This window comes from Rothia sp. HMSC066G07, from assembly GCF_001814485.1.
Lineage (GTDB): Bacteria > Actinomycetota > Actinomycetes > Actinomycetales > Micrococcaceae > Rothia.
This window is the reverse complement of sequence record NZ_KV816922.1, coordinates 304,109-327,944: the sequence shown is the minus strand read 5'-3', so window position 1 is coordinate 327,944 and position 23,836 is coordinate 304,109. Positions and strand designations below refer to the sequence as shown.

At 61.0% G+C, this 23,836-nt stretch carries 20 protein-coding genes, 1 tRNA gene and 1 riboswitch; of the genes, 11 read left to right on the top strand and 10 right to left on the bottom strand.

Going from position 1 to position 23,836, the window contains the following annotated elements:
• Positions 1–34 precede the first annotated feature (34 nt).
• Positions 35–1,138, top strand: a complete 1,104-nt coding sequence (locus tag HMPREF2971_RS02920) for an isochorismate synthase (RefSeq protein WP_070691206.1) — start codon at positions 35–37, stop codon at positions 1,136–1,138.
• Positions 1,139–1,271: 133 nt separating this feature from the next.
• Here the strand turns inward: HMPREF2971_RS02920 and HMPREF2971_RS02915 are convergent, their stop codons facing one another.
• Positions 1,272–2,261: a 4'-phosphopantetheinyl transferase family protein gene (locus HMPREF2971_RS02915; protein WP_070691205.1), complete on the bottom strand. Its 990-nt coding sequence runs from the start codon at positions 2,259–2,261 to the stop codon at positions 1,272–1,274.
• Between the two features lie 174 nt (positions 2,262–2,435).
• Between HMPREF2971_RS02915 and HMPREF2971_RS09460 the strand changes: the two genes are divergently transcribed.
• Positions 2,436–3,896: an RNase H family protein gene (locus tag HMPREF2971_RS09460; RefSeq protein WP_049363476.1), complete on the top strand. Its 1,461-nt coding sequence runs from the start codon at positions 2,436–2,438 to the stop codon at positions 3,894–3,896.
• 228 nt (positions 3,897–4,124) lie between these two features.
• Here HMPREF2971_RS09460 and HMPREF2971_RS02905 read toward each other — a convergent pair whose 3' ends face one another.
• The 4 genes from HMPREF2971_RS02905 to HMPREF2971_RS02890 all read right to left on the bottom strand — a co-directional run bounded on the left by HMPREF2971_RS02905 (position 4,125) and on the right by HMPREF2971_RS02890 (position 7,383).
• Positions 4,125–4,415, bottom strand: coding sequence for a WXG100 family type VII secretion target (locus tag HMPREF2971_RS02905; protein ID WP_005504526.1), 291 nt, complete (start codon positions 4,413–4,415; stop codon positions 4,125–4,127).
• Between the two features lie 415 nt (positions 4,416–4,830).
• Positions 4,831–6,330, bottom strand: a complete 1,500-nt coding sequence (locus HMPREF2971_RS02900) for a sensor histidine kinase (RefSeq protein ID WP_070691203.1) — start codon at positions 6,328–6,330, stop codon at positions 4,831–4,833.
• 1 nt (position 6,331) lies between these two features.
• On the bottom strand, positions 6,332–7,036 hold the full coding sequence (locus HMPREF2971_RS02895) for a response regulator transcription factor (RefSeq protein WP_070691201.1): 705 nt from the start codon (positions 7,034–7,036) through the stop codon (positions 6,332–6,334).
• A gap of 74 nt (positions 7,037–7,110) precedes the next feature.
• Positions 7,111–7,383 (bottom strand): hypothetical protein, encoded by a 273-nt coding sequence (locus HMPREF2971_RS02890; protein WP_070691198.1) that lies wholly within the window; start codon positions 7,381–7,383, stop codon positions 7,111–7,113.
• Between the two features lie 141 nt (positions 7,384–7,524).
• On the opposite strand from HMPREF2971_RS02890, the gene HMPREF2971_RS02885 reads away from it, so the two are divergent.
• The 3 genes from HMPREF2971_RS02885 to HMPREF2971_RS02875 all read left to right on the top strand — a co-directional run bounded on the left by HMPREF2971_RS02885 (position 7,525) and on the right by HMPREF2971_RS02875 (position 10,656).
• Positions 7,525–8,286: a DUF3027 domain-containing protein gene (locus HMPREF2971_RS02885; protein ID WP_070691196.1), complete on the top strand. Its 762-nt coding sequence runs from the start codon at positions 7,525–7,527 to the stop codon at positions 8,284–8,286.
• A gap of 210 nt (positions 8,287–8,496) precedes the next feature.
• Complete coding sequence (locus HMPREF2971_RS02880; protein ID WP_070542967.1) at positions 8,497–9,201, top strand: iron-dependent transcriptional repressor DtxR; 705 nt, start codon at positions 8,497–8,499, stop codon at positions 9,199–9,201.
• 605 nt (positions 9,202–9,806) lie between these two features.
• Positions 9,807–9,966, top strand: a riboswitch (cyclic di-AMP (ydaO/yuaA leader).
• Positions 9,967–10,656, top strand: coding sequence for a C40 family peptidase (locus HMPREF2971_RS02875; protein WP_070691194.1), 690 nt, complete (start codon positions 9,967–9,969; stop codon positions 10,654–10,656). It begins immediately after the preceding riboswitch.
• A gap of 182 nt (positions 10,657–10,838) precedes the next feature.
• Here HMPREF2971_RS02875 and HMPREF2971_RS02870 read toward each other — a convergent pair whose 3' ends face one another.
• Positions 10,839–11,855 (bottom strand): DUF4031 domain-containing protein, encoded by a 1,017-nt coding sequence (locus tag HMPREF2971_RS02870; RefSeq protein ID WP_070691192.1) that lies wholly within the window; start codon positions 11,853–11,855, stop codon positions 10,839–10,841.
• Between the two features lie 177 nt (positions 11,856–12,032).
• Here HMPREF2971_RS02870 and HMPREF2971_RS02865 point away from each other — a divergent pair.
• The 5 genes from HMPREF2971_RS02865 to HMPREF2971_RS02845 all read left to right on the top strand — a co-directional run bounded on the left by HMPREF2971_RS02865 (position 12,033) and on the right by HMPREF2971_RS02845 (position 19,000).
• Positions 12,033–12,105: transfer RNA gene (locus HMPREF2971_RS02865), tRNA-Arg, on the top strand.
• Positions 12,106–12,284: 179 nt separating this feature from the next.
• Positions 12,285–15,266, top strand: a complete 2,982-nt coding sequence (locus HMPREF2971_RS02860) for a UvrD-helicase domain-containing protein (RefSeq protein ID WP_070691190.1) — start codon at positions 12,285–12,287, stop codon at positions 15,264–15,266.
• A 458-nt stretch (positions 15,267–15,724) separates the two neighbouring features.
• Positions 15,725–16,891 (top strand): ADP-forming succinate--CoA ligase subunit beta, encoded by a 1,167-nt coding sequence (gene sucC / locus HMPREF2971_RS02855; protein WP_005504561.1) that lies wholly within the window; start codon positions 15,725–15,727, stop codon positions 16,889–16,891.
• A 29-nt stretch (positions 16,892–16,920) separates the two neighbouring features.
• Positions 16,921–17,838: a succinate--CoA ligase subunit alpha gene (sucD, locus tag HMPREF2971_RS02850; RefSeq protein WP_005504562.1), complete on the top strand. Its 918-nt coding sequence runs from the start codon at positions 16,921–16,923 to the stop codon at positions 17,836–17,838.
• Positions 17,839–18,073: 235 nt separating this feature from the next.
• Entirely contained in the window at positions 18,074–19,000 is a 927-nt protein-coding gene (locus HMPREF2971_RS02845) for a hypothetical protein (protein ID WP_049363461.1), read from the top strand.
• A gap of 167 nt (positions 19,001–19,167) precedes the next feature.
• Here HMPREF2971_RS02845 and HMPREF2971_RS02840 read toward each other — a convergent pair whose 3' ends face one another.
• The 4 genes from HMPREF2971_RS02840 to HMPREF2971_RS02825 all read right to left on the bottom strand — a co-directional run bounded on the left by HMPREF2971_RS02840 (position 19,168) and on the right by HMPREF2971_RS02825 (position 22,939).
• A complete protein-coding gene (locus HMPREF2971_RS02840; RefSeq protein ID WP_070691188.1) occupies positions 19,168–20,382 on the bottom strand; it encodes a VIT1/CCC1 transporter family protein in 1,215 nt (404 codons plus the stop codon).
• Between the two features lie 373 nt (positions 20,383–20,755).
• Complete coding sequence (locus HMPREF2971_RS02835) at positions 20,756–21,253, bottom strand: Dps family protein (protein ID WP_070507180.1); 498 nt, start codon at positions 21,251–21,253, stop codon at positions 20,756–20,758.
• 327 nt (positions 21,254–21,580) lie between these two features.
• Entirely contained in the window at positions 21,581–22,237 is a 657-nt protein-coding gene (locus HMPREF2971_RS02830) for an HAD family hydrolase (protein ID WP_070691185.1), read from the bottom strand.
• 18 nt (positions 22,238–22,255) lie between these two features.
• Positions 22,256–22,939, bottom strand: coding sequence for an NAD(P)-dependent oxidoreductase (locus HMPREF2971_RS02825; RefSeq protein WP_070691180.1), 684 nt, complete (start codon positions 22,937–22,939; stop codon positions 22,256–22,258).
• Positions 22,940–23,197: 258 nt separating this feature from the next.
• On the opposite strand from HMPREF2971_RS02825, the gene HMPREF2971_RS02820 reads away from it, so the two are divergent.
• On the top strand, positions 23,198–23,836 hold a 639-nt coding region (locus HMPREF2971_RS02820), incomplete at its 3' end, for a Clp protease N-terminal domain-containing protein (RefSeq protein WP_305793956.1).

The window sequence follows — 23,836 nt, the reverse complement described above, 5'->3', positions numbered from 1 at the left end:
TGGCGCGAACCCGCACACCACTGATAGAAGTACGATGACGAACCTTCCCGATTTTATCTTTGCCACCGGCACCCGCGTCCTGCGCGCATCCGGTGCGATGACCCCTGTCACCTTCGATAATGCCCTGGACGAGGCGAAACGTGCCGGTAGCGCCGTCGTGGGTCTGATTCCTTTTGACCCCGATATGCCCGCCTACCTCTTCGTGCCTGAACGCCTGGAGGAGCAGCAGGTGCCGGTCCCCGAGCAGACCGTGGAACTTGCCGAACCGGTATCGGTCACCGGCAGGCAGAACGACCGGTTCCGTACCGCCGTGGCGACCGCCGTGGAACGCATGAAGGCGGGTGAGCTGAGCAAGATCGTGCTTTCGCGTGTGCTCACCGCCCGCTACGCACCCGGCGCCCTCAACCTGCAGGCGCTGTACAACAACCTGCGCGCCCAGCAGCGTTCCGCCTTCAACTTTGCGGTGCGCCTGCCCGAGGGCGAGCGCGGCATGAGCGGAAGCTACCTGATGGGCGCCTCCCCGGAGCTGGTGTTCCGCACCGAGGGTCGCGCCTTCAAGACCCACCCGCTGGCCGGTAGCGCCCCGCGCATTGCCGAGCCCGGTAGCGCCGAGGACGAGGCGATTCGCGACCGCCTGTTCGCCTCGCCGAAGGACCGCCACGAGCACGCCTACGTCATTAACGACATTGCCAAGCGCCTGGCCCCCATTGCCGAGGAGCTGAACGTACCGCAGGTGCCCTCGCTGCTGCAAACCCCGCAGCTGTGGCACCTGGCGACCCCCATCGACGGCGTGCTGAAGGAGGGGCTGACCTGCCTGGACGGTGCCCGCGCGATCCACCCGACCCCCGCGATTTGCGGTGCCCCCACTGAGAAGGCGCTGGAACTGATTCGCCAGCTGGAGTCTTTCGAGCGCCGCTACTTTGGCGGCCTGGTTGGCTACATGGACGCCGAGGGTAATGGCGAGTGGGCGCTGGTCCTGCGTTGTGCCCAGGTCAGCCCGGATGAGGCGGTCCTGTACGCCGGTGCGGGTATTGTGGCTGAGTCCGACCCGGAGCTGGAGCACACCGAGACCGGTACGAAGCTCGGTAGCTTTGGCCGCGCCCTGGGCGTGGATACCCTGGGTGAGGATACCCCTTAGGCTCTGTCTTGAACGCCTTGACGAGGCAGAATACGACGACTGAATACGATGACTGAATAAAACGACGGAACGCGCTCGCTGGCATGGCGGGCGCGTTCCGTCGTTGTATCAGGTGTTAGGGGATTGAGCGCGACTAATCGGTGAGCAGGCGCTTGAGCTCCAGGGGAGTAGCCACCGGCAGAAGCTGAGCCTCAATCTGCGCGGGCTCACCCTCGGTCGGGTTCTCCACTGCCAGGGCGATGAGCATCTTCTGCGCATGCTCGGGGTTCTCCGCGTCGGGCAGTGCCACGGGTACCCACTGCAGGCTAAAGCTTCGCTCGATAGCCTCGCCGCCGCCCTGAGGTGTGGGTGCGCTAAAGGTAGCACGCGCGGTCAAGCTGTCCTGAGTCAGTACACGTAGGGCGGTCGGCTCGGGAGTGCCGCTGCCCAGAAGGTCCCCCGGGACCTCCTCGTTCATGGCAAGTTCGAGCGCATCCAGCAGTGCATCGGTGAGCTGCACCCGAACCAGGGACGGCACCACGCTCAGACCGTGGCCGGTCGCCTTGAGCACCGCCTCCTTAGCGGTCCACAGTGCCACCGAGAGCAGGTGCAGTACGGGCGCGGGGCGTTCCTGCGCCGCCCGCTCATAGAAAGAGCGTTCTTCATTGGAGAGCGCTAGGCGCGCAAAACCAGAGAACAGGCGCGCATCCAGAGTCTCAACATCCACGCCGAGCACCGCCGAGGAATTACGGCTAAACGCACCCACCACCAGCGGATTCACCTGCGACATATTGAAATTTACGCCCGCAATACGCGGCTTACCGTGCTTCTTACCGCTGGTGCACAGGGTGCAGGAACGATCCACCTCAATCTCAGAAGCGGCACTGGAAGGCACATCCAGACGCGCCGCCGCCATAGCGCGCATGAGCGCCTGAGTGCTCAGGTAGCTGACCGCCGCCGTGGAGGTCGGCAACTGCGCCGCATGCTGCTGCTCAGCAAGCCCCAGGTAGCTCAACCAGCTAAAACGCAGGGAGCCGTACATCGTGCGGGTAGGAAGAGCGAAAATCTGCACGCGCTCGCTCGGACGGGCGGTAGGGGGCTCCGGGCGCTGTGCGCTGGGTGTTTCGGGGGCAGAATAGCTCATAGGTTTAGTGTACCCGCCCGGCATTACGGCAAATGGCGCTACAAGTCTGCTTGAGGTTGTCCACAGCTGTAACCGCGCGCTACGCACCCTCGCCGCCGGTGCGGTAAAGTCATCACAGACATCATTACGGACAGCCGCCCGCACGATAGAGCGGCGGCGCAGAAAGAAGGCACCGTGAACAGCACGCAAGAGATCATTGCCGCCGCAGACGGCTCGGCGCTGGGCAACCCCGGACCGGCGGGCTGGGCATGGTATATCGACGACGACCACTGGGCGAGCGGCGGCTGGGCGCACGGCACCAACAACATGGGTGAGCTTAAGGCTGTTCTGGACCTGTTTGAGGCGACCGCATCCCGCCCGGAGGCGAAGCTGCGCGTGTACTGCGATAGCCAGTACGTCATTAACTCGCTGACCAAGTGGATGCCCGGCTGGAAGAAGAAGGGCTGGAAGAAGTCCGACGGCAAGCCCGTGCTCAACCGCGACCTGCTGGAGGCGCTGGATCAGGCGCTGACCGGCCGCGACTACGAGTTTATTTGGGTGAAGGGCCACGCGGGTCACGAGCTCAACGAGAAGGCGGATTCCCTGGCGAATGGTGCCGCGCGCGCCTATCAGGAGGGCCGCGAACCTGCGCACGGCCCCGGCTTCGGCGCGTCTGCTGAACCTGCGGCTGCGGCTGTGGAGCCTGTGGCTGTTGAAGCGCCGATTGTGAACGCTCCGGCTGCAGAACCTGCCCTCTTGGACGCTGCCCTCCCTGAGGTTGCGCTCTCTGAGCCGGCGCCCTCCGAGTCTTCCGCGGATGCCCACCTGCCCGTGCAGGAATTCACCGCAGCCGAGATTGAGAACGCCCAGCGCGGCGTGGAGAGCCTGCGCCTATCAGGTCTGCTGCGCCCCGCCTCCGCGGTGAACGCCCCCGACCCGGAGGCGGTCCGCACCCGCAAGGAACAGCTGGCGCTCGCGGCAGAGCGTGCCGCCGAGCGTGACGCAAAGGCACTGGCGCTCCAGCAGGAGACCGCTCAGCAGGCATCCACTGCCGCGCAGGCGGAAGAAGAGGATGACCTGACCGGTCTGGAAGAGTTCGCGGGTCTGGACCCGAACGATGTTGACCCGGCGGAACTGCTGGGTGAGACGGAAGAACACGCAGAAGAGCAGACGGTAGAGCCTGCCGTAGAGCCCGCCGCGGCGCCCGCACAGACCGTAGAGTCCGCTCAGGTTGAGGCACCCGTGGAGGAAGCGCCCGCTTCTGCTCCCGCGCGCACCGCTCCCGCCGCGCCTGCTCCGAACCCCGCTGTCCTGAACCCTGAGGAAGCCTCCGCCGCAGAACAGCTGCTCGAAAGCCGCGGCTCCGCCATGGAAGCAGCGCAGCTGGAATCCATGCTGCACGAGCGACTGGTGTGGGTGACCGCCACCGGCAAGTCGGTGTCCCGCTCCTCGGTGCTGCAGTACCGTGAACGCGCCTTCACCCAGCAGGGTGCCCCGCTCAAGCAGGGCGTGCAGGTGCTGGACTCTTCCAGCGTGCTGGTCATGGCGGCGGTTGCCACCGCGCGTGGCCGCGTGAGCCGTTCGAGCATCTGGCATTACGACGCTGAGCGCGGTCTGTGGCGTCTGCGATTCCGCCAGGAGACCCCCGCCTCCTAAAGCTGAGCTTCTAACGCTCAGCTCCTAAGGATTGGGCTCTTGAGCCCAAAGATTTTCGTGCAATAAAACCCCGCCGCATCCTCACTTGCGAGGATGCGGCGGGGTTTTTCTCAATAAATGTTCGCCACCTTCTGGCGAATCTGGCGGGCGGTGTGCCGTGCGGCCGGACCTTTTAGCCGCCCTGCGTGCCGCCTGCCTGGGGGCTTCTGGGCTTATTGCCCTGACCCCTTAGCCGACGAACATGGAGGCGTTAGCCTGCTCAGTGTCTGCGTAGTTCACGCCTGCGCGGGTGAGTGCCTCGTTGATCTGGGTGATGGATGCTTCGACCTGGCGCTGGGTTGCGTGCCACTGGTCCAGCACACCCTGGAAGTTAGCGGATGCAGAGCCGGTCCAGGAGCTCTGCAAATCGTGCAGGGATGCGGTCATACCGTTGACGTCTGCGGTGATGGATGCGACGTAGGATCGTGCCTGTGCGCTCTTGGCTGCGATGACTTCGGAATCGACATTGAACTGTGCCATGGTTTTCTCCTTTGAGATATGTGAGATGGGTGGGGCGGTTGCCCCGTGGTGGTGCTTGGGGTTTGGATCTCTGAAAGAGCTGAGTTCCTGACCGGAAGCTTGTTATCACTATATCTTTCAAAATGCATCAAATGAGCTGAAAAATGATTATTGAATAAATCTGTGGATAAACCCGCCAGATTCACTCCGGCATCTCGAAAAAATCGAAAACCCACCCGAAAATGACGCCGCCATGACGCACACGAGGTTGCCCCCGCTGTTCTTGAGCCGCGCAACTTCTCCTCCCCGCGCTCTCCTCACTTGCGCCGCCGCGAGTTATCGCCCCGCCGCGATATAGTCCCGCCTCCAGGGCACAGCAAAACCCCCGAACCGTAGAACACTCAAGTTCCACAATCCGGGGGTTTATGCATCAGCGCTACTTCATCAGCTGATCATCCGAGACGGGCGGCGGATAGAACGGCAAAGAAATCACGAAGGTAGCACCGCCACCATCGGTCTCGTCAATATGAATCCTGCCCTCGTGCTGCTCAATAATCGCAGCCACAATGGACAGACCCAGACCCGTACCGCCGGTCTCACGCGAACGCGAGGTGTCGGTGCGGTAGAAACGCTCGAAGACGCGCTCGCGGTCTTCGCCGTGAATACCGGGGCCGTGGTCGCGCACCTCCAGCACGGACAGCGGGAAGCCGGGAACCTCTTCGCGCACGCCCACCGCAATCTCCAGGGGAGAGCCGTCGGGGGTGTAGCGCATGGCGTTGGTCAGCAGGTTTGCCACGACCTGACGCAGACGCGATTCGTCGCCGAGCACGGTTGCGGAGGTCGGTGCCACCTCTTCGTTCAGGCCCACCAGGGACACTGCACGATCGGGTGCCGTAGCGTAGGCGTCGTTACTAGCGTCCACTGCCAGGTTGAACAGGTCGAAGGGCGCCAGCTTGGATTCGCGGCGCTCATCAATACGCGCCAGGGTCAGCAGGTCTTCCACGAGCTGACCCATACGCTTGGACTCCGATTCGATGCGGCTCATCGCGGTAGCAACGGCCTCGTCGGTGGGCAGAGCGCCCTGACGGTACAGCTCCGAGTAGCCTCGAATACTGACCAGCGGGGTGCGTAGCTCATGTGAAGCGTCACCCACGAATCGGCGCATTTTCGCCTCGCTCTTCTCGCGGGCTTTGAAGAGCATTTCAATCTGGGTGAGCATCGTGTTCAGCGAAACCGCGAGGTTACCAATCTCATTGCTCGGGTTGTAGTCCTCAATACGCTGAGAGAGGTCACCGGCAGCAATCTTGGCGGCGGTCTGCTCCACGCGGGCCAGCGGCTCGAAGGTGCGGGTCACAATCACCCAGGTCATCGCAATCGCGGAGGCAAGAGTCGCCAAACCAAACGCGAAGGTCAGCACACCCACGAGGGCGACCACCTGGTTCGTTTGTTTCAACGGCATGGCAATGATGAGGGAGGCCGCCTCCGGCAAACCTGAAGAGTCGTTGGCTTCAATGGGTACGGCGAGCACACGCCAATCGGAGGAACTACCCACCGAGTTTACGGTGACCGCCTCCTCGTTTTGCTTGCGAACCTTCTCTTCGGTCCAGCCCTGCAGCGCCGGCTCGCTGAACTGTTCGCTGTCCTCGGACTTGAGCGAGTACAGTACGTTGCCGTCCTTGTCGAGCAGGTACAGGCGGTAGGTGCTCAGGGATTGTTCCTGATTGCCGGAGGGGCGCACGGTCGCCAGCTGCACGAGTGAGGGGGCGCTGTTCTTCATCTCTTCGTCCAGCTGGTGCACCATCTGGGCGCGCAGAGCGGAAATCGCCACCAGGCTCGTCACCGCAATGGAGAGGGCGATGAGCATGGAGGTGATGAGCACCAGCTGGGTGCGAAGGGAAAGAGACTGGGGGATCCGGTCGAGGGGTTTGAGCGCCACGTTAGCCTCGAGAACCGCGAATCATGTAGCCCACACCGCGCTTGGTGTGGATGAGCGGCTCGTGGTTTTCACGGTTGTTGTCGATCTTGCGGCGCAGGTACGAAATGTAGGACTCAACGATGGAGGAGTCGCCGTTGAAGTCGTACTCCCACACGTGGTCAAGAATCTGCGCCTTGGACAGCACGCGGTTGGCGTTGAGCATCAGGTAGTGCAGCAGGTTGAACTCGGTGGGGGAGAGGTCAATCTCTTCGTCACCGAGGAACACTTCGTGGGTGTCCACGTTCAGGCTGAGGGCGTCAACGCGCAGTACGGCGTCATCCTCTTCCTGGACGCTGCGGCTACGGCGCAGAATCGCGCGGATGCGGGCAATAACCTCGTCGAGGGAGAAGGGCTTGGTGACGTAGTCGTCGCCGCCAGCGCCCAGACCGGTGACCTTGTCTTCGGTGGCGTCCTTCGCGGTCAGGAAGAGCACGGGGGTGGTGGTGCCGTTTTCGCGCAGGCGGCGGGTCACCTCGAAGCCGTCCATGCCGGGCATCATGACGTCCAGGACGATGAGGTCGGGATTTTCGGCGTGTGCCTTTTCGAGGGCTTCGCGGCCGTTGCCGGCGGTAACTACTTCAAAACCGGCGAAACGCAGGGAGGTGGCGAGTAGTTCAAGAATGTTGAACTCGTCATCGACGACTAGGAGTTTTGCTTCAGCAGACATACTCTATCTTTCTCTCTGAATGGCAGGCTGTACTTGATAAGTGAATGATGTGTGTGAGCTTGCGGCTCAAATCTTTATGCCTTGTTGCGGCGCATAACCGACAGAATGAGTGCGGCCATGAGGGCAATAAAGGCGACGGGGAGGAGGACCAGCGGAATCTGGCTCATGAGGGCGGGCGGCGCTGCCCCAACCCACTTCATCACGAGCATGGCAACTCCGGTGAGCAGACAAAGCAGGGCGAGAATCGCGCCGCCTGCACCGAGCCAGCGGATGGCTCCGGCGTAGGGCAGGGGTGCAGGGGTCTGCTCTGCAGCGTTGTGCTTATCCTGTGCGGGTTCATTACTCATGGATTTAACGGTATCAGCTCACACACAGCTGTTCGTGGGCGAAGCCCCAGATTCAGCGGTTTGAGACCCAAATTCACAGCGTATGTGAAGCTTGGGGGAGCGGCCGCACTGTTTGCGCACGCGAGATGCTTTAATAGGGGTATGTCTGAACAGGTTATTGAACTGCTCCCCGAAACTACGCCCGCTACTGACGCGCCCGCAGAGTCCGTTGTGCCTTCTGCCGCGCCTGAGAGCGCTGACGAGGGTAGCGCTGTACCTGCTGAGACTCAGCCCTCCGTGAACGCCGAGGAGCCTGAGGTGGCTGAGACGCCTGCTGAAGAATCTACTTCCGAGGAATCCGCTACCGAAGAAACTGAACAGAACGAAGACTCCACCCCCGACCCCTTCACCCCGCTGGATGAAGAGGTAGGTGTCCCCTCCCTGGGTGTTCCGCACAAGCTGCGCCGCACCTCCAAGGTGGATGAGATTCTTGCCGCCGCTAAGGACGTAGCGCTGCAGGGTGTGCGAGAGATCGCCCCGGCACACGCTATCGGTCTGGTTCACCACGTGCGCGCCGAGGAAGAGCGCCTGAGCACTCACCTCTTTGAGTGCACCCTGCCCGGTTACCGTGGCTGGTTCTGGTTTGCTACCCTCTCGCGTGCGCCTCGCTCCCGCGTGGCAACGATTTGCGAGGTGGGTCTGCTGCCCGGTGATGATGCGCTCATCGCTCCGGATTGGGTTCCGTGGGCTGACCGTGTTCGCCCGGAAGACCTGGAGGAGAACGCCGCGCAGGAGAACGCAGAGTCTGATGCTGAGAAATCTGCTGAGTCCGGTGAGCCCGTAGAGAACAACTCGGCGGAGAGTGAAACCGCGCAGAACGCTTCTGCTGCAGAGGAAACTGCCGAGGCTGAGTCCGCAGAATAGAGCCTACTATCCACTCCTCTTACTAAGGGGCGGGCTAACAAAATGTATATATAAGGTGTTGTATTGAGTCGTCCAACGGTTATTGTTGGGCGACTCAATGACTTAAGCCGTGGCAAAAGCCGCTGAAAAAGTACATAATAGATTATTGAATAAGTAACGACTTAGGCAGTGCTATCTAAGCACTGTTGCGGTGATAGCTGGGAGAGATATATGACAGACCTTATCGATACCACAGAGATGTATTTGCGCACCATCCTCGAACTGGAGGAAGAGGGCATTGTCCCCATGCGTGCGCGCATTGCTGAACGACTGGAGCACTCCGGCCCGACCGTTTCCCAGACTGTGGCACGTATGGAGAAGCACGGCCTGCTCACCGTTGAGCCGGATCGCCACCTCGAACTGACTGAGGAAGGCCGCCACAAGGCGGTTGAGGTGATGCGTAAGCACCGCCTGGCTGAGCGCCTGCTCTCCGACATTATTGGTCTGGAACTTGAGTACGTGCACGAAGAGGCATGCCGCTGGGAGCACGTCATGAGTGACAAGGTGGAGAAGCGCATCCTGGGGATGCTCAAGGATCCCAAGTTCTCCCCGTACGGTAACGCTATCCCCGGCCTGGAGGACCTGGGCCACACTAGCGAGAAGAATGATGAGCGCACCGTGCCCATGTCCCTGGCTGCACGCGACTCCGGTCCCGAGGATCGTTTCACCATTTCTCGCTTCCCCGAGTCCATTCAGACTGACGTTGAGCTGCTGAAGCTGCTGGCTGACGCAGGTATTGTCTACGGCGCTTCGGTGTCCGTGGTTGCTGGCCAGAACGATGACGTGATTGTTCACGCCGATGGTGAAGAGGACACCCTCTCCCTAGATATGGACGTGGCAAACGCAATTGTGGTCAAGCGCGGTGGCAGCCTCTAAGCTCTAGTTCTGAGAGTCCGCTAACCCAGTTTACGCTTTAAACGGTGGTATCGCCTTCTTACTTGAGGAGGCGGTGCCACCGTTTTTGTGTCTGTGGCGGTTTATATGGTCTTGCGGTGGGATTCGGGTTGGGGCGCCTAGCGGGCGGGCGTTTCAGAGTTTGGTTGCGTGCGCGGGCGCATATACTCCTCTCACAGAGTTTTAGCAACTGCGCTCGAGTGCATTTTTCGTGTTTTTCGCTTAAATCTGAGGTTGAAACTGAGGGAAACGCCGATGCTTGAGCAATCTCTGAGAATGGACACTTAAGAGATAAGGGTCATTTTTAAGAGTTTTGAACCCTGTCCTTAAGGGGTGATGGTGCATTAAAAGCGAATGTGCATCCTTGTGAAATGCCTAGTCAAGCGCCTTAATCTGCTTAAGTTCCCGAAAATAAGCGGGGGGCTAGTCAGTCCAGTCCACTCCATTCCGCCGGGGGTGAAAGCCCGGAATTTAAGGCTGAAAGAGGTGACAACTGGGAGTTTTCTGTGTATTCTCTTTTCTGTGCCCAAATCCTAATCGTAAGAGGGCACCGTCGAAGCGGTTCCGCTGAGTTCTGCCAACGCTTCGATGAACGTCTACCCAATATGGCAGAAGCGGGGGACCCAATCCCCAAGCTGGGATACGGCTTCTCAATCGAGAAGCCTCGGGGCTAAGTCACTTCGGTGGCCGAGCGAATCCATGCTCGAGTCCGACAGCTCACCTCGTCAGGCAATGGAGGAATTATCAATGGTTAAGAAGATCGTACGTACCGCAGGTGCAACCCTCGCAGCAGGCGCAATCCTGCTCGGCTCGACCGTTCCCGCGAACGCATTTGCACAGATCCCCGCTGCTGCTGATCTGTCCTACGACTACACCAACTACGAGTTCGACTACACCAGCTACAACACCCCCGCAACCACCTACGTTGCACCCCAGGCTCAGGCACAGCAGACCTACGTTGCTCCCGCAGCAACCGAGGCACCCGCTGCTCCCGCAGTTGAGACCTCCTACGTAGCACCCCAGGCTGAGGCACAGCAGGCTTACGTTGCACCCGTTGCAGCTCCTGCACCCGCAGCTTCCTCCGCTTCCACCGGTAACGCATCCCGCGACGCAATCGTTGCAACCGCAATGAGCGGCCTGGGCGGCGCATACGTTTGGGGCGGCAAGACCTTCGGTGCATGGGACTGCTCCGGCTTCACCTCCTGGGTTTTCGCTCAGCACGGTATCAAGCTGACCGCTTTCACCTACGCAATGAAGAACGAGCTGCGCCCGACCGCTAACCCCCAGCCCGGCGACATCGTCTTCCAGAACGGCTACAGCCACGTTGGTATCTACCTGGGCGACGGCAAGATGATCTCCGCTCTGAACCCCACCAACGGTACCCTGGTGCACCCCACCTCCTGGATGTCCGTTGACGGCTACTACACCGCTCTCTAAGCCTTAGCGCATAAGAGCTGGGTCTAGCCCAAAATACTTCAAAAAGGCGCCTACCCCGCACGCGGGTGGGCGCCTTTTGTGTACCCGAGATTTGTGTACCCGAGAGATTCCATGAAAATACCGCCGAGAGCGCACCTTAGTGTGGGTGCATTCTCGGCGGTATGTGTTTTAGGTGTATGCGGCTAGGATGCCAGAGTCTGCAGAAGCCTCTGCGGGTCCTGCTCCCACTCGCTGAGCTCAGCACGTAGATTAGCCTGTGCGGGCTCCTCCCAGAGCGTGAGGGCCTCTTCGGAGAGGAAGATGCGCTCGCGACCCAGGACCGAACGCAGGAAGGTCGTACGACCGGTACGGAACGCCTCATCGTCAAAATGGGAGTACTCGCTACGCACTCCGTGCAGGTAGCGGCGATAGCGTACCGAATCAGCCGCCAGGATTGCCATATCGGCGTCAAGGAAGAACTCAATATCCGTTACCTCGTAGCCCGCCGGTAGTTCGGCGGACTCGGGTAGCTCGTGGGTTGCCGTGGCACGCACCAGAAGGCTCACCATCTGCAGCTCGTCCGTACTCAGTAGACCTGCGGCAACCAGCGGCTCCAGGGAGGTGCCCGCCAGCTGCTCGCTGCGGCGTTCATCCTCACCCGGCGCGCCCTCGTAGACTGCGTCGTGGAACCACGCCGCCAGAATCAACGCCAGGGGAGTAGAACCTGCCTGCGCGCGATGTGCGTAGAGGCGGTCCAGGTCGGTGAGCATCTGCGAAAGGTGCCCGCTGTGGTGGTAGGCGCGGTGCGGTTGCTCCCACGCCTGCAGCAGGCTCTCACCCAGTTCCGCCACCTGCGCCGTGAGTTGAGCCCGCAGCTCGGCAGGAACCTCCATGCGCTTGAGGCGGGGTGTAAACGCTGCCTCCCAGGCGCGAAGCAGACGCGGGCGAATCTTCTCGGGGCGCTCCTTCAGGGGAATCCGCAGACCGCTCGCAATGAGCGTGCGAGTCAGCTGCGCGCCGCTGAGCTCCTTCGCGCCCGCCCGTACTAGATCCTCGTAGAGGTGCGCCGGAACGTCGTAGTGGTCGCGGTCGAAGGCACGCTCACTGATGCCCGCCGCTGCGGCGAACTCGTGCAGTTCCGTCAGGGACACATCCGAAATGAGGTGCGAGAAGACGGTGCTGTGCGCGGGCCAGACGGGCGGGTCAATGTAGATGCTCATTCGTACATTGTAGGAGTGGTTCTGCCGCCGGGTGCGGGTGTCCTCAGGCGGTGAACACGGGTCGGTGAACGCTGGCTGGGACCGGGGGTGGGCACGGTGCGATTACCGGTGGATGCGGGCGGCTTGTCGTGGGCTGTGCCGACCTGCGGTGCGGGGTGCTTTATACTGGATAGGTACGCCCTCGTAGCTCAGGGGATAGAGCACTTCTCTCCTAAAGAAGGTGTCGGACGTTCGAATCGTCTCGGGGGCACACAGAACCGGCATTCACCCCGGTACAAGAAACCGCCCGTCGCTTGCATTAGCAGGTGCGGGCGGTTTTCTTATCTTTGCTCGAATGAGAGGGCGACGGATGACCGAACGGGTGGGAGCCGCGAAGCAAATGCGGTAGCATGGAATATCGAACGTGTATTCTAGGCAGCGAGGTAGACGATGAGCGACAAGCCCGAACAGCAGAAGCAGCCCTTCACCGAACAGGACGGCCTGTTCGCCGCCGAACTCGTCACCCCCGCAGCACCGGTAGACCCTGCACCAGTGGACGAGCCGCCCTTCGACCCCTACTACGACGTACCCCCTGCCGAGGACGACTACTACGCCCCTCCCATGGACGCCGCAGTGATGGATGCTCCGGTGATGGAGGCGCCCGCACAGGACGTACCCGCCGCCCTGCCTGCCGGCATGCCCGCCTACGGTGCCCCTGCTAATAGTGTGCCCGTTTCTGAACCCGGCGCACCCGCAGCCTTCACCGCCGCAGACCCGCTCGGCGACTTCATGCCGCCCGCCTACCGCGTCGGCGGCTACGGCGAGGACTTCGACCCCGCCGACCCCTACGGCGAACGCGCCCACAGCCTCAACGCTGTTGACCCCGCCTCCCTCACCGCCGGACTCAACGAACGCCAGGAAGAAGCCGTGCTGCACTCCGGCTCGCCCCTGCTCATCGTCGCGGGCGCCGGCTCCGGCAAGACCCGCGTGCTCACCCACCGCATCGCCTACCTGCTCGCAACCCACCGCGCGACCCCCGGCCAGATTCTCGCCATCACCTTCACCAACAAGGCTGCCGCCGAAATGCGTGAACGTATTGAGGCGCTGATCGGCCCGCGCGCCAAGCACATGTGGATTTCTACTTTCCACAGCTTCTGCGTGCGCGTGCTACGCCGTGAGGCCGCCGCCCTGGGTCTGAAGTCCACCTTCACCATTTATGATTCGACCGACTCGCAGCGCCTGCTGAGCCTCATCATTAAAGAGCTCAACCTGGACACCAAGAAGTTCACCGCCAAGGCCGTGGGCAACCGTATCTCTGCGCTGAAGAATGAGCTGGTCAGTGCCGAAGCGTACGCATCCCGCGTGGCGAGCGATAACCCGTACGAGAAGACCATCTCGCAGATCTACACCGTCTACACGCAGCGTCTGGGCGCCGCCAACTCCCTCGACTTTGACGATCTGATTGGCCGCACCGTCTTCTTGCTCAAGAAGTTCCCCGAAATCGCGAACTACTACCGCCGCAAGTTCCGCCACATCCTCGTGGACGAGTACCAGGACACCAACCACGCCCAGTACCAGCTGGTGCGTGAACTGGTCGGCGCCCACACGAAGGCACCTGCTGACCGCGGCCCCTACCCGGATGCCGTGCCCCCCGCCGAGCTGACCGTGGTCGGTGACTCCGACCAGTCCATCTACGCCTTCCGCGGCGCGGATATCCGCAATATTACGGACTTCGAGAAGGACTACCCGAACGCCCACACGATTCTGCTGGAACAGAACTACCGTTCCACGCAGAACATTCTCTCCGCGGCGAACGCGGTCATTGAACGCAACCCCGACCGTCGCCCCAAGAAGCTGTGGACCGCCTCCGGCGCGGGTGCGAAAATCATCGGTTACGTTGCTGAATCCGAGCACGCCGAGGCGCGCTACATCACCCGCGAAATTGACCGCCTTGCCGATGAGCACGGCGTGCAGCCCGGTGACGTCGCAATCTTCTACCGCACCAACGCGCAGTCCCGAACCCTCGAGGACATGCTCATGCGTGCCGGCCTGCCCTACCGCGTGGTCGGTGGTACCCGCTTCTACGAGCGTAAGGAAATCAAGGACGCGCTGGCGTACCTGCGCGCCCTGAGCAACCCCGATGACGACGTGAACGTGCGCCGCATCCTCAACGAACCCAAGCGCGGTATCGGTGCCAAGTCTGAGTCCGTGGTGGCGGAGTACGCGAGTGCGAACCGCATCTCCTTCTACGCCGCCGCACGCCAGGCAGCCGACATCCCCGGCCTGGGGGCCGCCGCGGTCAAGAAGTACGCCGAATTCGTGCGCCTCATGGACGACCTGGCGCAGATTGCCCGCACCGAACCCGCCGCAACCTGCCTGGAAGCGGTCCTGGAGCAGACCGGGTACCTTGCGGCTTTGCGCGCCTCCAAGGATATTCAGGACGAATCACGCGTGGAGAACCTCTCCGAGCTGCTCGACGCCATGGTCGAGTTCGAGACAGAGAACCCCGGCGCCGACCTGGAGCAGTTCCTCGAACACGTGGCCCTGGTCGCCGACGCCGACTCAATCCCGAACCGCCCCGCCAGCGCGGAGGGTGAGAACGCCTCCGCCGCACAGATTGCCGCCGAAGCCGCCGAGGCGAAGGCGCAGGGTATGGTCACTCTCATGACCCTGCACACCGCCAAGGGCCTGGAGTTCCCCGTGGTGTTCCTGACCGGCATGGAGCACGGCCTGTTCCCGCATCAGCGTGCCCTGACCGACGAGAAGGAAATGAGCGAGGAACGCCGCCTGGCGTACGTGGGTCTGACCCGCGCCATGGAGCGCCTGTACCTGACCCGCTCGGAAACCCGCACCATGTGGGGTAAGAGCCAGTTCAACCCGCCCTCGCCCTTCCTGGAGGAAATCCCGGAGGAGCTCATCGAGTGGAAGCGCACCGCCGGTTTTTCGGGCTTTGGTGCCTCCGGTATGGGTGCGTATGGCGCTCGCGGCAGTTCCTATGGCGGCAGCTCATACGGGAACTCGTACGGTGGCGGCTATTCGGGCGGTTCTCGTTCCAGTTACGGTTCCGGCGGCTACTCGGGCGGCTATGGCTCGAGCGGGTACAGTTCCGGTGGCTCGCGCGGCTCATACGACCCCTACGAGTCCCGCCCCGCACGCCGTTCTGAGCCGTCCACCGCGGATATCAACGGCTCGGCAAGCTACGGGCTGGCGGCGGCAGCTGCCTCCTCGAAGGTGACGAACCGTTCCCGCGTTCACCAGAGCAAGGAAATCCCGACCCTGGCGGTCGGCGATACGGTGCGCCACACCAAGTTCGGTGAGGGTCGCGTGCTCGCCGTTGAGGGTAGCGGCGATAAGACCGTGGCGAAGGTCCGTTTCGGTTCGGAAGAGAAGCGTCTGCTGCTACGTTACGCGCCGCTGGAGAAGGTGAGCTAACGCGTCAGGCGTGCGAACCTAACAACGCCGATGGAGGGGCGGGTACCTGAGGTTCCCGCCCCTCTTTTGTGCGCTGTACCGGGCGTGTTGTCCGCCTGCTGAGAAGGTGGCCGGGGCTTTGCAGAGCACGGCGGTAAACGCCGCATTTTCGCCGGTATTTCGCGGCGGATGGGGGAGTGCTAGTTCGGGTTAGTTACCCGGTGCACAGCCTTTGGGTGGAATGTACCCAAAATATTTGTGAGCTGAGTCGCTAAAATCTCAGATTTGGGGCTCTGTGAGTGCGAGCTCACGCCGAATCCGATAGAGTAGAGACGAGAGAAATTCCCCGCGTCAATGATGCGTGTGCGCCGGGTGCGAGAGACCCCTATCGCACCGTACTGACCACACGGGGGAACCTCCTCTAATGACCAGGCCGAGTGCACCAGTACTCGGCACCACTTCGAAGAAGAAGGACACCTGTGGACCTTTTCGAATACCAGGCGCGCGAGCTCTTCGCAAAGCACGGTGTACCCGTGCTCAAGGGCATTGTTGCGACCACCCCTGAAGAAGCAAAGGCAGCAGCTGAGGAAATTGGCGGCCTGACCGTCATTAAGGCTCAGGTTAAGACCGGCGGCCGCGGTAAGGCTGGCGGCGTTAAGCTCGCAAAGTCCCCCGAAGAAGCTTACGAGCACGCTAAGGCAATTCTCGGCATGGACATCAAGGGCCACACCGTTCACCGCGTGCTGGTCGCTGACGGCGCAGACATCGCCGAAGAATACTACTTCTCCCTCCTGCTGGACCGCGCAAACCGCTCCTACCTGGCAATGTGCTCGGTAGAAGGCGGTATGGAAATTGAGCAGCTCGCTGCTGAGCGCCCCGAGGCACTGGCAAAGATCGAGGTTGACCCGCTGGTCGGCCTGGACCAGGCTAAGGCTGAGGAAATTGCTAAGGCAGCAGGTTTCTCCGCAGAACTGCAGGAGAAGGTTGTTCCCGTTCTCGTCAAGCTGGGCGAAGTCTACACTAAGGAAGACGCAACCCTGGTTGAGGTTAACCCCCTCGTTCTGACCCCCGAGGGCACCATCCTCGCCCTGGACGGTAAAGTCTCCCTGGACGACAACGCAGAATTCCGCCAGCCCGAGCACGAGGCTCTCGTGGACAAGTCCGCTGAGAACCCGCTGGAAGCTAAGGCAAAGCAGTTCGACCTGAACTACGTGAAGCTGGACGGCGAGGTCGGCATCGTTGGTAACGGTGCAGGTCTGGTTATGTCCACCCTGGACGTCGTTGCATACGCTGGTGAGAACCACGGCAACGTCAAGCCCGCAAACTTCCTTGATATTGGTGGCGGCGCGTCCGCTGAGGTTATGGCTGCCGGCCTGGAAATCATTCTGGGCGACGAGCAGGTAAAGAGCGTTTTCGTGAACGTCTTCGGCGGCATCACCGCATGTGACGCAGTGGCAGACGGCATCGTGAAGGCTCTGGAGATTCTGGGCGACGCAGCAACCAAGCCCCTGGTTGTGCGCCTGGACGGCAACAACGTTGCTGAGGGTCGCCGCATCCTCTCCGAGGCGAACCACCCGCTGGTTGTTCTGGCTGAGACCATGGACTCCGGCGCTGACAAGGCAGCAGAGCTCGCTCACAAGGCGTAATCGCCAGCAAAGGATTTCAAGGAAGTAATATGTCTATCTTTGTGAACAAGGACTCCAAGGTCATCGTTCAGGGCATCACCGGTGGCGAGGGTACCAAGCACACCGCACGCATGCTCGCAGCAGGCACCAACATTGTGGGCGGCGTGAACGCTCGCAAGGCTGGCACCACCGTCACCCACAAGGCGAAGGACGGCTCCGACATCGAGCTGAACGTGTTCGGTTCCGTAGCTGAGGCTATGGAGAAGACCGGCGCGAACGTCTCCATCGTCTTCGTTCCCCCGGCCTTCACCAAGGCAGCAGTTCTCGAGGCTATCGAGGCTAAGATCGGTCTCGTCGTCGTCATCACCGAGGGCGTTCCGGTTCAGGACTCCGCAGAGTTCTGGGCAGCCGCTAAGGCATCCGTGGACGAGAACGGCAAGCAGATCACCCGCATCATCGGCCCCAACTGCCCCGGCATCATCTCCCCCGAGGAGTGCCTGGTTGGTATTATCCCGGCGAACATCACCGGCAAGGGCAAGATCGGTCTGGTCTCCAAGTCCGGTACCCTGACCTACCAGCTGATGTACGAACTGTCCGACATTGGTTTCACCACCGCTATCGGTATTGGTGGCGACCCCATCATCGGCACCACCCACATCGACGCTCTGGAAGCTTTCGAAGCTGACCCCGAAACCGAAGCAATCGTCATGATTGGTGAGATCGGTGGTGACGCTGAGGAGCGTGCTGCAGAGTACATCAAGGCAAACGTGACCAAGCCCGTCGTCGGTTACATCGCAGGCTTCACCGCTCCCGAGGGTAAGACCATGGGCCACGCAGGCGCTATTGTCTCCGGTTCCTCCGGTACCGCTCAGGCGAAGAAGGAAGCTCTGGAAGCAGCAGGCGTGAAGGTCGGTAAGACCCCCTCCGAGGCTGCAAACCTGATGCGCGAAATCTTCGCAGCTAAGTAAACAGCATAGTATTGCGGCAGATGCCGGTAGTCCATGAGGCTACCGGCATCTGTGCTTTTAACGCCCCTCTAACGCTAGCAAATATTGCACTAGAAAGTAAGATTGTGCACATAGTGCCGCAAAAAGATGTAAGTATGACCAGAACCTTTGTATACTGGAGGGCGTTGAGCCTAGTCAGAATCATTTTCTGGGCGGCTCCAAGAAACACCACCACTCACAGGAGATCACCACACTCATGACCCAGCCCATCTCTCGCCGCACCATCGCCAAGGCAGGCGTCTGGTCTGCACCCGTCGTCGCAGCCTCCGCAGCAGTGCCCGCCTACGCAGCATCCAAGGAAACCCCCGGCGTACAGTACGGCGTGTACGTCAGCGTGCAGAACAACGGCGGCTACGTCGGCTACGCATCCTCCAACAACACCGGCACCATCAACCCGGCAACCCCCGAGGCACACTTCACCGCCTCCGGCACCCCCGACTCCGACATCAACTGGGACGACGCAACCTCCAAGCCCAAGAGCGCAACCTACGTCAACGGTGAAGGTAAGTTCACCCCCGTCACCAACTCCCAGACCGGCGCAAACGGCGCATACATGTCCTCCAGCGGCTTCTGGTGGTCCGTACCGACCAAGGACACCGCAACCGGCACCGGCTACATCCCCGGCAGCAGCGTCACCCTCGCAGCTGGCGCAACCTTCGTGACCGAGGTTGAGTACACCGTCGCCGCCAGCGCACAGTCGCTCCTTAAGTTCGGTAAGATCAACGGCCAGGCATGGGCCCCCTCCGGTCGCAAGCTGACCGGTAAGACCACCGAACTGGTAGCCTCCGCAGGCCAGGCAAAGTACCTGTCCGTCGCACAGACCGCTGGCACCTGGACCGCAGAAGTACCGACCATCACCCAGAACTCCGACGGCACCTACACCTTCAAGGGTCGTATCGTCTACACCACCAGCAAGGCGTACACCATGAAGCAGTCCGGCACCAAGTACTACAGCCAGACTAACTTCATGCCGGCGCAGCTGCGCTTCCCGGCAAACGACGGCTGGGTTTCGTACAAGCAGACGTCCAGCGTGCAGGTCGCTAACCTGACCTACTCCGGCAACGGCGCGACCGGTTCTGAGAGCGTTTCCGGTCAGGCCACCACCGCGGAGATTCACCCGTAATAGGGCTCAGCCCGTAGTAGGGTAACCCCTCATGCAGGGTACGGACGTATAGAAAACCCCCGGCGTGTGATTTTAAATCACCCGCCGGGGGTTTCTTTGCGCTCAAGCTACGGCACATGCAAGAGCGGCTATATACACTTGTCGAGAGCTTATTGGGGGTGTTGTAACTAGCCGACCGTCGTGCCGAACGCCAGACCCAGCAGGTAGGTCACGAACGCAGCGCCAAAGCCAATTAGAATCTGACGAACACCGCGCTTGAGCGGGGAAGCACCCGAAAGCAGGCCCACCACGCCGCCGGTGAAGCCCAGCGCCGCACCCACAAACAGCAGAGACAGCACCATCGCGAACACACCCGACAAGCCAAAGATATAGGGCAGAATCGGAACCAGTGCACCCGAAGCGAAGAACGCAAACGAAGCAGCGGCGGCACCAATATCGGTACCCAAAGCCACATTCTCCTCACGATCCTCATCCTCGCGGTGAGACAGCGACGGATCGCAGACACAATCCATGTAGCCGAAACGCTCCATCGCACGGTGATGCGCCGCTTCCGGCTCCATGCCGCGGGCACGGTAAATGAGCTCCAGCTCGTTCGAATCCAAATCCAAATCGTGTGCAACACGCAGGGTCACCTGGGTCGGCTGGGAGGCATCCAGCAGTTCACGCTGAGAACGCACAGACACAAACTCACCCGCCGCCATCGACAGTGCACCCGCCAGCAGACCCGCAATACCTGAGAGCAGGACCATCGAGCTGGACGCGCCCGAGGCAGTAATACCCATAATCAGCGCCAGATTCGAGACCAAACCGTCATTAGCGCCAAAGACCGCCGCACGGAAATTACCCGAAAGCTTCTCGCGACCATTAGTCGCCAGGGCGCGAATAATTTCCTCGTGAATTGCCTCGTCAGCCGCCATTTCCTCGGTAGCGTCTGGATCCTCAGCGTAGGGGGAGCGGGACTCGGCGCGCTGAGCCATCGCCAGAATAAACACCGAACCGAAGTTCTTCGCCAAGAACTGCAACACCAGAGATTGCATGGACGGGCGCACGTGCACATTCGCGTGCTCACCGAGCATGTCACGCCAATGCTGCTGGTGACGCTTCTCCGCCTCAGCAACCTGCAGAAGGATTTCGCGGTCGGTGCCCTCGGCACGGCGAGCCAGGTAGCGGTAGATGCGCGCCTCCGACTCTTCATCAGCCAGGTAGCGGCGCCAACGCTTAATCTGCGCGGGGGAGGGGGAAGTAACCGCACTGTGGCGGGTCGGCTTGTGCTCGGTTGCCTCAGCTGCGGTCCTTTCGGCCTCGGCCGCGTCAGCTTGAAGCTTCTCGGTCTGCTCGCCGTACGTGTCTTCGCCGTGCTCGTTCGGGGCGTGCGTGCTCATATCTCTCTTTCCACCGGATGCGGGTCGCGCCGGGTATTTCCCGGGCGCACAATCATGCGTTCAATCTGTGTGTTCTGAGTTGATCAGTGAACAACTGTAGAGCACTCCGAACAGAAAATCTAGGACGGCCTAACCCGATGTTATTGTTCGCCTCAACGTACTTTGTGATACCGCACGGGCGAGGACTCAAGGGGCGGGAAAGGTAAAAGTGCCGGGAAGAAGCGGGGCAGCTTCGAGCATAAAAAGCCGGGCGGGTGCACCCTCCATAAGGAGAGCGCACCCGCCCGGCTTGTGACTCTAAAAGCTAACGCCTACATGACGTGCCGCCATAAGTAGGCTGCAGTTTAGACGCTACGACTTAGATGGTTGCAGCTTAGATGTTGCCTTCGCCGTTTTCCAGGAATGAGCGGATGAACCACTGGAACTTCTCCAGCTCAGCGGTCTGACCGATCAGCAGATCCTCGGTGACGGGGTCGGACTCGCCAGCGAATGCAATCGCGTTGCGGTGAGCCTCAATCACGCGGGTGTAGACGTCGTTCAGGGCGCGCAGGTGAGCGGGGACGGGTGCGCGGCCAACCGCGTAGTCCTCGACGGTGCGCTGTGCGACCAGTGCGCCAGCCAGACCGTTGGGGGCTGCGCCCAGGGTTGCCATACGCTCTGCGATGGCGTCGACGAATTCGCGGACGGTGTCGACCTGGGGGTCAATCATTTCGTGAACGGCGATGAAGCCGGGGCCGGTCACGTTCCAGTGAGCGTGCTTCAGCAGCAGGTGCAGGTCGTTCAGGTCGTGCAGACGTGCCTGGAGAACCTCGGAAATGCCCTTGCCTTCTTCGATGGTCAGGCCGGGTGCGGTGTAGTTTGCGAATGCCATGATGGTCTCCTTCATGATGCTGTGATGCTTGTGGTCCGGTGAGGTTTGTATTCCCACCGAAGTCGTTATTGATTAGTAAATCATTTTAAGGAACTGCTGTCAAGCTTATTCTGAGTACTTCGTAATAAATTATCATCTGCCTGTTGTGTCGCCCTCAAGTCCTCACTCAAAAGCTCCTGCTTAAACCCACACGGCTCACCGCCCAAGCATGCATAAAGGGCGGGATGTGCGGTATCTCGTATCACGCATCCCGCCCTTTAGGGTGAAGCGTATTCAGTTTTCGTGCAGAGCTTTCTCTGCCGGGCTTCCGGTTTGCGAACCAAGCGGCTACGCCAGCGCGCGCACCGCCTGCAGGGTCAGCTCCTCGTGCTTGAGGTGCACGGTGCCCAGCTCCGCCGGAACCTCCAGCTCGCCCGGCACAACAATGACACGCATACCCGCCGCGGTCGCACTGCGCACGCCCGAAGGGGAATCCTCAAGAGCCGCGCACTGAGTCGGATCAACACCCAGGCGCTCCGCCGCCAAAAGATAGGGCTGCGGGTCCGGCTTGGGGTGGGTGGTCTCATCATTACCAATAACCACCGAGAACGTGCCCTCGGGTGCCGCATTCGCGGTGCGGCGAGCCACGGAGGTGGTCGCATTCGTGACGACTGCCGCCGGAATCTGTGCCTCGCGAACCTCCGAGAGGAAACGCTCAATACCGGGCAGGAACTCAACCGGCTGATGCGCCAGAGCATCATGCACCTTCGCCACAAGACGTTCATTAATCTCTTCGTCCGGCAGGTTTACGCCGCGCTCGCGCAGGCGATCCAGAGTGAACTGCATGGACAGACCCAGGCAATCGAGGGTGTCCTGTTCGGTCCAGGTGCCACCAAATTCTGCGGTGAGAGCAACCTTTGCGGCAGCCCATACGGGTTCGGTGTCGACGAGGGTTCCGTCGTGGTCGAAGAGAATGGCGGCGGGGAAGGTGTTCGTAGTCGTCATGTCATTAAGCCTACCGGTTTATTTCTGGGGTGAGCGTAGGGCAACGTCCCCAATCGTCACCAAAAAATCTGTGCCCGCGTTCTGGGGGTTCTTGGTGATAGTGAGCAGGGCATCGGCGACGTCCTCACGGGCAATCGTCGGAATGCTCGGAACGCGTTCGACACTCGCCATATCAAACACCTTCACCCCGCCCCTACCGGGCTTATCGGTCAGCCTGCCCGGATGCGCCCGCGAAATATACGGCTGGTATTCGGCGACCAGGGCGTCCGCCTTAACCTTGTCGGTAAAAATGCCGCGCATGATGACCTTGCATACCAGGCGCATGGGCAGGGATGCGGTTCGTACCGTATCACCCACACCGTAGGCGCTCAGCAGAACGCAGTGCTTCACGCCTGCGCCCGTGACCGCCTGCATGATGAGCGGCAGGCGCTCCTGTAGGAACGTACTGTGAAGGAACTCTCGCACCGTGGCCTTCTGTCCCAGGGTGCTCACCATGACGTCCTGCCCGGCGGATGCTGCGGCGAGCTGCTCGGCATCATTCAGGGCTCCCGGAACGATAGTGAGATTTTGGTGCGCTCCCAAAAGTGTTAGCGCCTTGTCGGGGTTGCGCACGTAGGCGGTGACGGTGTGACCCTCCTCTAGGGCTTTGCGGGTAAAGAAATAGCCGGTGCGGCCGGTTGCGCCTAGAACCAGTATTTTCATGTGGGGTCCTTAATCTTTAGCTGTTATGGGAACCTGCAAGCGCCCAATCCGGTCAGTATAGCAATGCGGCTTCGACTGGGGCTTTGACAGGGAGTTTTGACTGGGGCTTTTGTTTGGGGGTCAGGGGGTGTGAGGTGGGGCGAAAAATACGAAAATTTTTTTGCAGGAGGCTTGCGAAACATAGTTGAGTGGACTAGACTCAAGTTGTGTAATGCAGGGGCGCATAGGATAAGCCCCTCGAAATACGAAAGGAACACCATGGACAACAAGTTCACCACCAAGAGTCAAGAAGTCATCTCGGCGGCAAATACTAACGCTCAAACCGCCGGCAACCCCACTATTGAAACTGCGCACATCCTCAAGGCCCTCATGGACCAGCGCGAAGGCGTCGCCGTAGCAGTCCTCAAGGCTGCAGGCCTGGATGTGGACGCTATCTCCGAGGCGGCATCCGCTGAAATCAAGAAGCTGCCCAAGGCATCCGGTGCCTCCGTGCAGAACGCCTCCCTTAGCCGTGCAGCGCTCTCTGCTCTGCAGGCGGCACAGACCCGTGCCCAGGGCTTCGGAGATACCTACGTTTCTACCGAAATGATTCTGCTCGGCATTGCCAGCGGAACCGATAGCACCGCTGAAGCAATGCACAAGCTCGGCGCTACCGCAGAGCTCATCGCACAGACCATCCCCAACGTCCGAGGAGACCGCACCGTGGACACCCCCGACCCCGAAGGCACCTTCCAGGCGCTCGAAAAGTACGGCACCGACCTGACCGCCATTGCCCGCGCGGGCAAGCTCGACCCGGTCATCGGCCGTGACTCTGAGATTCGCCGCGTCGTGCAGGTGCTTTCCCGCCGAACCAAGAACAACCCCGTCCTGATTGGTGAGCCCGGCGTCGGTAAGACC